The 6,535-nt window shown below is 31.8% G+C and carries 10 protein-coding genes; 9 read left to right on the forward strand and 1 reads right to left on the reverse strand.

The genetic code is table 11. The annotated features are described in order from the left end of the window. Positions 1-165 precede the first annotated feature (165 nt). From HU235_RS09485 to HU235_RS09495, 3 genes are all read left to right on the forward strand, one after another. Entirely contained in the window at positions 166-540 is a 375-nt protein-coding gene (locus HU235_RS09485) for a hypothetical protein (protein WP_174880058.1), read from the forward strand. A 136-nt stretch (positions 541-676) separates the two neighbouring features. Continuing rightward, complete coding sequence (locus HU235_RS09490; RefSeq protein ID WP_174880059.1) at positions 677-1,516, forward strand: phosphotransferase; 840 nt, start codon at positions 677-679, stop codon at positions 1,514-1,516. A 190-nt stretch (positions 1,517-1,706) separates the two neighbouring features. Next, a complete protein-coding gene (locus HU235_RS09495; RefSeq protein WP_174880060.1) occupies positions 1,707-2,204 on the forward strand; it encodes a hypothetical protein in 498 nt (165 codons plus the stop codon). Positions 2,205-2,531: 327 nt separating this feature from the next. Here the strand turns inward: HU235_RS09495 and arr are convergent, their stop codons facing one another. Beyond that, positions 2,532-2,945, reverse strand: coding sequence for an NAD(+)--rifampin ADP-ribosyltransferase (gene arr, locus HU235_RS09500; RefSeq protein ID WP_174880061.1), 414 nt, complete (start codon positions 2,943-2,945; stop codon positions 2,532-2,534). 313 nt (positions 2,946-3,258) lie between these two features. On the opposite strand from arr, the gene HU235_RS25285 reads away from it, so the two are divergent. From HU235_RS25285 to plsY, 6 genes are all read left to right on the forward strand, one after another. Further along, on the forward strand, positions 3,259-3,393 hold the full coding sequence (locus HU235_RS25285; protein WP_267905711.1) for a hypothetical protein: 135 nt from the start codon (positions 3,259-3,261) through the stop codon (positions 3,391-3,393). Positions 3,394-3,593: 200 nt separating this feature from the next. Beyond that, the gene (locus HU235_RS09510; protein ID WP_174880062.1) at positions 3,594-3,821 is read left to right on the forward strand and encodes a hypothetical protein; all 228 of its coding nucleotides are present in this window, start codon (positions 3,594-3,596) and stop codon (positions 3,819-3,821) included. 215 nt (positions 3,822-4,036) lie between these two features. Beyond that, positions 4,037-4,402 (forward strand): hypothetical protein, encoded by a 366-nt coding sequence (locus HU235_RS09515; RefSeq protein ID WP_233452184.1) that lies wholly within the window; start codon positions 4,037-4,039, stop codon positions 4,400-4,402. A gap of 107 nt (positions 4,403-4,509) precedes the next feature. Beyond that, a complete protein-coding gene (locus HU235_RS09520; protein WP_174880063.1) occupies positions 4,510-4,953 on the forward strand; it encodes a VOC family protein in 444 nt (147 codons plus the stop codon). Between the two features lie 434 nt (positions 4,954-5,387). After that, on the forward strand, positions 5,388-5,702 hold the full coding sequence (locus HU235_RS09525; RefSeq protein WP_174880064.1) for a YfzA family protein: 315 nt from the start codon (positions 5,388-5,390) through the stop codon (positions 5,700-5,702). A 194-nt stretch (positions 5,703-5,896) separates the two neighbouring features. Beyond that, positions 5,897-6,472 carry a glycerol-3-phosphate 1-O-acyltransferase PlsY gene (gene plsY, locus HU235_RS09530; RefSeq protein ID WP_174880065.1) on the forward strand — a complete coding sequence of 192 codons (576 nt, stop codon included), beginning with the start codon at positions 5,897-5,899 and terminating at the stop codon, positions 6,470-6,472. Positions 6,473-6,535 lie beyond the last annotated feature (63 nt).

Here is a 6,535-nt window from a genome sequence, read left to right on the forward strand (position 1 = left end):
TTTTTATAGCATGCATTAGCATATTTTTGTGTATTTTTTTATGATAAATTGCAAAGGAAATTTTCTATATAGGAGAGTGAGAATTGAGAAGTAACACACTTAAACTACTCCTAACAGCAAAATCATCTATAAAGCTACGATTTTACGCAGAAGGGAGATGAAGACATGCTGTGGGTAATCTATGGATTTTTAAGTTTTTTCTGGTTTTTGCTTGTTGTTCTGTATTATTTATGGACAACTTTATTCTGGTCGATGATTTTTCGTGTCCAAAAGTTTGAAAATGAAGGGAAACGTATAAAATCAAGTTTTTTCACTTTAGTGGCATTTGCCTTGACCATCCTTATCTCGGAATTCATTTGTCATGTTACCGATACTCCGAATCTATTCCAATTCACGAAAATTACTTCAACTTGTATTACGGCTGCGTTGATTTATTTCGTCGTATTAGGGATTGCAACCATTCCGTTTATAAAAAAAGACGGAGCAGATATGCTAAAGCAAGCGTTATATGGCAAAAGGAAGAAGAGAAAGAAGAAGTAAAAAACAACTCAAACGTTTTAATGCGTATCTTTGATTGAATAAGAAAGCTGTTTTATAGATAGAAGGAATGAAGAAAAGCCTTCTCGAATTAAATTAATTGTTTATGATTTTTATATTTTAAACGAGGAGGCAATTCATGGGAATTGGTCGGAAAATAGGTGAAGGAAGTTGCTCAGAAATATTTGAGTGGGAGAACGATAACAAAATAATTAAATTAGCAAAATCAAATACAACATATGAAGCAATTCAAGTTGAATATGAGAAAACCCTTGCTGTGTGGGAGATGAATTTATCTGTTCCTCAGCCATTTGAAATAGTGGAGGTACATAATCGTTCGGGAATCGTTTTAGAGAGAATTTATGGAGAAACTCTAAAAGAACGCTTATTCAAAAATCTAATAGAACAGTCAGAATCTGCTCAAACTTTAGATATGCGTGACATAAGATTAACTGCCCGCCTTCTAAGTGAAATTCATAATATCTCTAATATTCATGTTCCTCCTCAAAGAGAAATCGTGAAAAATCAAATATTAAGTGTTAATTATTTGAACGAAATGGAAAAGAATTATGTAATTAATTTATTAGACAGCTTACCCCAAAGTGGTTACCTTTGCCATGGTGATCCTAATCCAAATAACATACTTATACATAATGGAAAGCTTGTTATGATCGATTGGATGAATGCTACAATAGGAAATCCGGAAACAGACATCGCAGAATACATAATCATGATGAAATATGCGATTCTACCACCAGATACTCCACGCAAAATAATTGAAAATTTCGACTTAGCTAGAGAAGCAATCATTAAAGCATTTATGGAAGAGTACACAAAGTTAACGGGTATAAGCTATGAGCAAGTTGAGCCCTGGATTGTTATCGTCGCATCTCGAAAGCTTTCTGTTGATGGTATATCAGAGGCGGAAAAACAATTATTACTGCAAGAAATAAAATTAAAATTGAAAGGGAAAATTTAGTATTAGAAAGTGTTCTATCAACTCCTTAAAAAGGTGGTAAATAACTGAACCACCAACGAAAAATAATAGTAACGGGAGTAGGCTCTGGAATTGGAAAAGAAACTGTAAAAATGATAATAAAAGGTTATTTAAAATATAGGGGTTGCTAAAGCAACTTCTTTTATATTTCATAGTTGAAAGGTGGGAAGAAATGAACACCGTTTTAGATGATTTTTTAGAGTTGAAAGAAATATTAAACTCATTCAATGGACTTGAACAAAAATATAATTGGCTACTAACCGACCTTGATTGGACTTACCCTGAAAATTACCTTGATTATTTTGAAGATTATCGAGAATTCGAAGACAGTAATGCTCGTATTAATAATTACTTGATTACGGGCGATAAGCTAATGCAGCTTGCTAATAATAAAGAGGTTTATTTTATTTGGGGTGTATTATCAGCATTTGAAAAGAACGAGACAATGGATTTAAATGAGATTAAAGTGGAACCGTATGCTGATGGAAACCCAAATTTTTGGGTTGATAATCCAAAAATCCAACATCCAAAGGCAGTCGTTGAATTAGTTTTTTGGGACTCCTCATTAATTTTACTTTTAAGCAAAGATGATACCTTCTCTATAAATTTCAGAAACACTTTTCAAGGTTGGAAAGATTTAAATTCCTACAATCCGGGTACATTAACTTAACAAGGAGTTGTTTCGACAACTCCTTGTTTTTATTGCACTAAAGATGCGGGTTAGTTAAGAAGTATATGGATTAACACTTGGATATTCCTGTTAATTTGAGTCGGATTGTGAAGAGATATACTTAAAGTAAAGGAGCAGGTTAGTTAAAAATCGATGTTTATCTTGTATTCAACAATCGGGTCATTTTTTGAAAAGCTCCCCACAAGAATTGAGGGGGAGAAATTTCAATTTTATTTGTCCGAATTTTGAAAGTTTGACAGTTTCGAACAGCGTGCAAAAGTAAATTGATTTTTGGTTCTTAAATCATTAACTTATAGATGTTTTGGATTAATCGTATATTACATATTTTCCTTGTTCACTTAACTTTTTTAAGGATGTAAGCATATGATTTATTTCTTCGTCAGAATGTCTTTCCCATGAGCCTAATTCAGCTATTATTTTCAAAGGAGATTTAGAGCGATATGAACGGGTAGGATTTCCGGGAAATCTCTTGTCCGTCACGTTCGGATCATTTTCAAACTCACCTAATGGTTCTACAATATAAATTCGTTCTTTTGAATTAGACCTTGCTAATTCAGCACCCCATTTAGCAGCATTTAATGTCGCTGTAAAATATATATAGTTCGATTTTTTATCTTGGTAATTTGATAAGTGTTGAGGTTCTAATAAATCTCCAATTTTTAGTTCTGCTTTAGTACCATGAAAAAAAGGACCATTATCAAGGACATCTGTTTTGTTCATTCTGACACACTCCTTTGATTTTTAGTTTGTGTATTTCAATAAAAGTATAGTATGGAATTATATAAAAGAGTAGTCTATAAAATAACCTGTAAGTAATGGTATAATGTAAGTAGAGAGAATGAGAATTACCTATTTTTATGTTCTAATTAGCAATCAGCTTTATTGTGAAAAATTATACTTAAACTCACGAGTGCGATACTTCAATAAAGAGGTATCGCATTTTTTGTTGAACTAAAGGGGCAGGTAAGTGCAATAAGAAAGAATACTGTAATTATTGACAGATTTATGCAGGGGAAATAAGGAGGTTGAACAAATGGATAGGACAGTTACATTTTCATTCAATAGTACAAAATATGAAGGTACAGAGGCGACAGAAACATTTACTTTTAAGGAATTAGGTATTGATGAGGATTTGGATGTTGAAGCACTAAAAAAAAGAGGTAGATAGAATTTTTCAGGCTTGGGTTTGGGATAAACTTAATATTTCTTATAGTATTGTTATAGACGAGGACAAAGGCAGATAGTACAGATTATATTCTGTAACAAAAGTCAAACTTCTTATTGAACTAAATGGGAAGGTTAGTGAAGGAAGGAATTTGTGTCATCTTCCAGAATATATTGTATTAGACAAATATAGGGGGAATACAGATGGGTTTTTATTGGGTGGGCTTTATTTTTTGGTTTTTAATTGTTTCTGCATCCATATTATTAATATTGGGTTTATGGAAAAAATCCTGTAAAGTTTTAATATACAGTGGAATTCTCATTATTTTACCATCACTATATTTTGGTGGTGCAGAGAATTGGTTTAGTCTGCTTATTCTTTTTCCTCTGATTCCTTTTGTCCTTGCATTTTATATTAAAAAAAGAGTTTAGCTCTTTTATGAATCTGTTTTGGTTCTTTTAATAGGGTGCCTCCTTTAAAGAAAGTATCCTTTTCATATTGAACTAAAGTCGCAGTTTAGTGGAAGAAGGATGAAACTTTTCTGTATTTTTCACGTTAATTATAGTAGTTGATAAAATTTTACAGTTTTGTTATTAAAAGTTTAAATAAAAATGGGGGGATTATCATACAAAGGATCTCATCGTTATTGATTTTATTCATATTATTAATACTCCTATCAGCTTGTAGTTCGAAAACTTTAACCTTTTCGGGAGATAGTGATTATTGGTCTGCTGTATTAAAGGTTACACAAACGAACGATGATTACGAGACACAGGAGTTCAAACTTCAATTTAATGGTAAAGATATTAACTCTGTTGGTGAACTAACTTACAATATTGAAACTAATGCAGGTAGCTTTGGACATAGTGGTGTAAAATTAAATAAGGACGTTTTCCTTACGGGTAGAGATGAATCTAATCCAATCAACGCAAAAGTCATTGAAGGTTCTGAAGTAAAAGTATTAGTAGAATGGAATGATAAAACTGAGACCATCTCATTGAGCGAAAATTAGGTAGTAAATGTTAATCCAAGAGGGATTAGCGTTTTTTATTATTGTACTAACGGGGCAGAATACTTACATAAGAAATAAGGAAAAAATTTGATATAAAGGAGTAAGAGATGAACAGATTAAATATCATTACACTGGGTACAAAAGACATTGTAAAGTCACACAAGTTCTTCAAGCAATTGGGGTTTGACACTTCAATCAGAGGGGCAGAATCCAATCCAGATATTATTTTTTTTAAGAATGAAGGCACAAGAATAGCACTCTATCCTTTGGAAGAATTAGCACTAGATGTTAATGAACATAATCCTCCTGAGATTGTAAGAGGCTTTTCAGGAATAACTCTTGCTTATAATGCAAAATCCAATGAAGAAGTTGATGAAATCTTAAAGAAAGCGGAGTTAGCAGGAGCTATCATTCAGAAAGAACCTCAAAAAACTGATTGGGGCGGATACGGCGGTTACTTTACAGATCTTGACGGCTATTATTGGGAAGTTGCCTACGGGGAATTTTGGAAATTTGATGATTCTAATATGTTAGTAATTGAAGATGAATAAATATAACTATGTGAACCTTCGAACTTAAACTAACGGGTAGCGATACTTCAATAAAGAGGTATCGCATTTCTTATTGCACTAAAGGTGCAGTTTAATGGAAGCAGAATTATTTTATATTAATAGTGAATTTAGTAGAGTTAAACATAGAGTAAGCATTTTATCCAAAAGCTATGATACCAATCTTAATGAAATATGGTATTTCTAATTTAAAAAATCAAGTTTATGTAGGCAAAATAGGATGAAATTATTCAGTTATGTTCTTCAATTAACAGATGCGATACTTTATGAAGAGGTACCGCATTTGTTATTGAACTAAACGTGAAGCTGAGTTCAATAACAGAATAAACAATAGAAAAATGTCAAATTTTGAAACTTATTCTTTAATTTTCCGTATATCAATATAAAATGGTATCTAATGCAGGGAGGGATCTTAGTTGGCTGAAAAGGAAAAAAGTGTATCATTTTTTAAAAAATCTTGGGTTTCTCAAATTGGTGTATTTTTATTGTCACAGATAATTTTTATTACATTTGAAACAACAGGATGGTTACCTAATTATAAAGAGATTGATGGAACACTATTTGGGAGAATTACGGAATCGCCAATTTTTAAAGAATGGTTTACTTTTTACGAAACACCACAATTAAATTTAATTACTGTCTTTTTTGGCGTCTTCTTTCTTGTGCCTGGAATAATAGGTGCATTAAAAAATGTATTTTCGCTTAGACAATATAGTAATAGCTCTAAATAACCGTGATTAAAAATAAATATGAGTTATTAAAATGAAGAAAGTTTGCGAAGAGTTTTTACATAGACTATTGGGTGCGATACTTCAATAAAGAGGTATCGCATTATTTTATTGAACTAAAGGTGCTGGATAGTTAAAGAAGGCAGATAGGTTATTAAACTAAATATCAATATATTTAAGCAAGAAAGGTATATATTATGCTCAATATTTTAACGTTATTTTTAAGTTATTTGATTGGTTCAATTTCATTTGCTTTAGTTGTCGGTAAACTATTCTATAAAACCGATGTTCGGAATTATGGTAGTGGGAACCTTGGTGCAACCAATGTTTTTAGGGTTCTTGGAAAGAAAGCAGGGATAATTGTTGCAATTGCTGATATATTAAAAGGTACAGTTGCTTGTTTACTGCCTCAAATACTGAATTCTTCAGTCAACCCCATCTTTTGTGGTTTATTAGCCCTATTAGGACACATATTTCCTGTTTTTGCAGGGTTTAAAGGCGGGAAAGCTGTTGCGACAGCAACAGGAGTTTTATTATTTTTGACCCCTTTTGGTACTTTGACAGGCTTTTTTGTATTTATATTAACTTTGATACTTTCTAAGTATGTTTCACTAAGTTCAATGTTAGCCGGAATAGCAATATTTATTTACAGCGTTATATTTGAAGATAAAGTCATGATAGCCCTTTCTTTATTTATTAGTGTATTAGTGATAATTTTGCATAGGCAAAATATCAAAAGAATTATTAATGGAACTGAAAACAAACTATGGTAAGAAGAAAAAAGTCTAACAGAAATTACGAGTTATTTGGGAAAAGTTTGCAGCACACCAATAAAG

The sequence above is a fragment of the Metabacillus niabensis genome (assembly GCF_902829255.1).
Taxonomy (GTDB): Bacteria; Bacillota; Bacilli; order Bacillales; family Bacillaceae; genus Metabacillus; species Metabacillus niabensis.

Bases quoted from the DNA above. Each gene is read 5' to 3' on its own strand.
- HU235_RS09495 (WP_174880060.1), top strand. From the start codon at position 1,707: ATGAACACCGTTTTAGATGATTTTTTAGAGTTGAAAGAAATATTAAAC.
- plsY (WP_174880065.1), top strand. From the start codon at position 5,897: ATGCTCAATATTTTAACGTTATTTTTAAGTTATTTGATTGGTTCAATT.
- arr (WP_174880061.1), bottom strand. From the start codon at position 2,945: ATGAACAAAACAGATGTCCTTGATAATGGTCCTTTTTTTCATGGTACT.
- HU235_RS09520 (WP_174880063.1), top strand. From the start codon at position 4,510: ATGAACAGATTAAATATCATTACACTGGGTACAAAAGACATTGTAAAG.
- HU235_RS09490 (WP_174880059.1), top strand. From the start codon at position 677: ATGGGAATTGGTCGGAAAATAGGTGAAGGAAGTTGCTCAGAAATATTT.
- HU235_RS25285 (WP_267905711.1), top strand. From the start codon at position 3,259: ATGGATAGGACAGTTACATTTTCATTCAATAGTACAAAATATGAAGGT.
- HU235_RS09510 (WP_174880062.1), top strand. From the start codon at position 3,594: ATGGGTTTTTATTGGGTGGGCTTTATTTTTTGGTTTTTAATTGTTTCT.
- HU235_RS09485 (WP_174880058.1), top strand. From the start codon at position 166: ATGCTGTGGGTAATCTATGGATTTTTAAGTTTTTTCTGGTTTTTGCTT.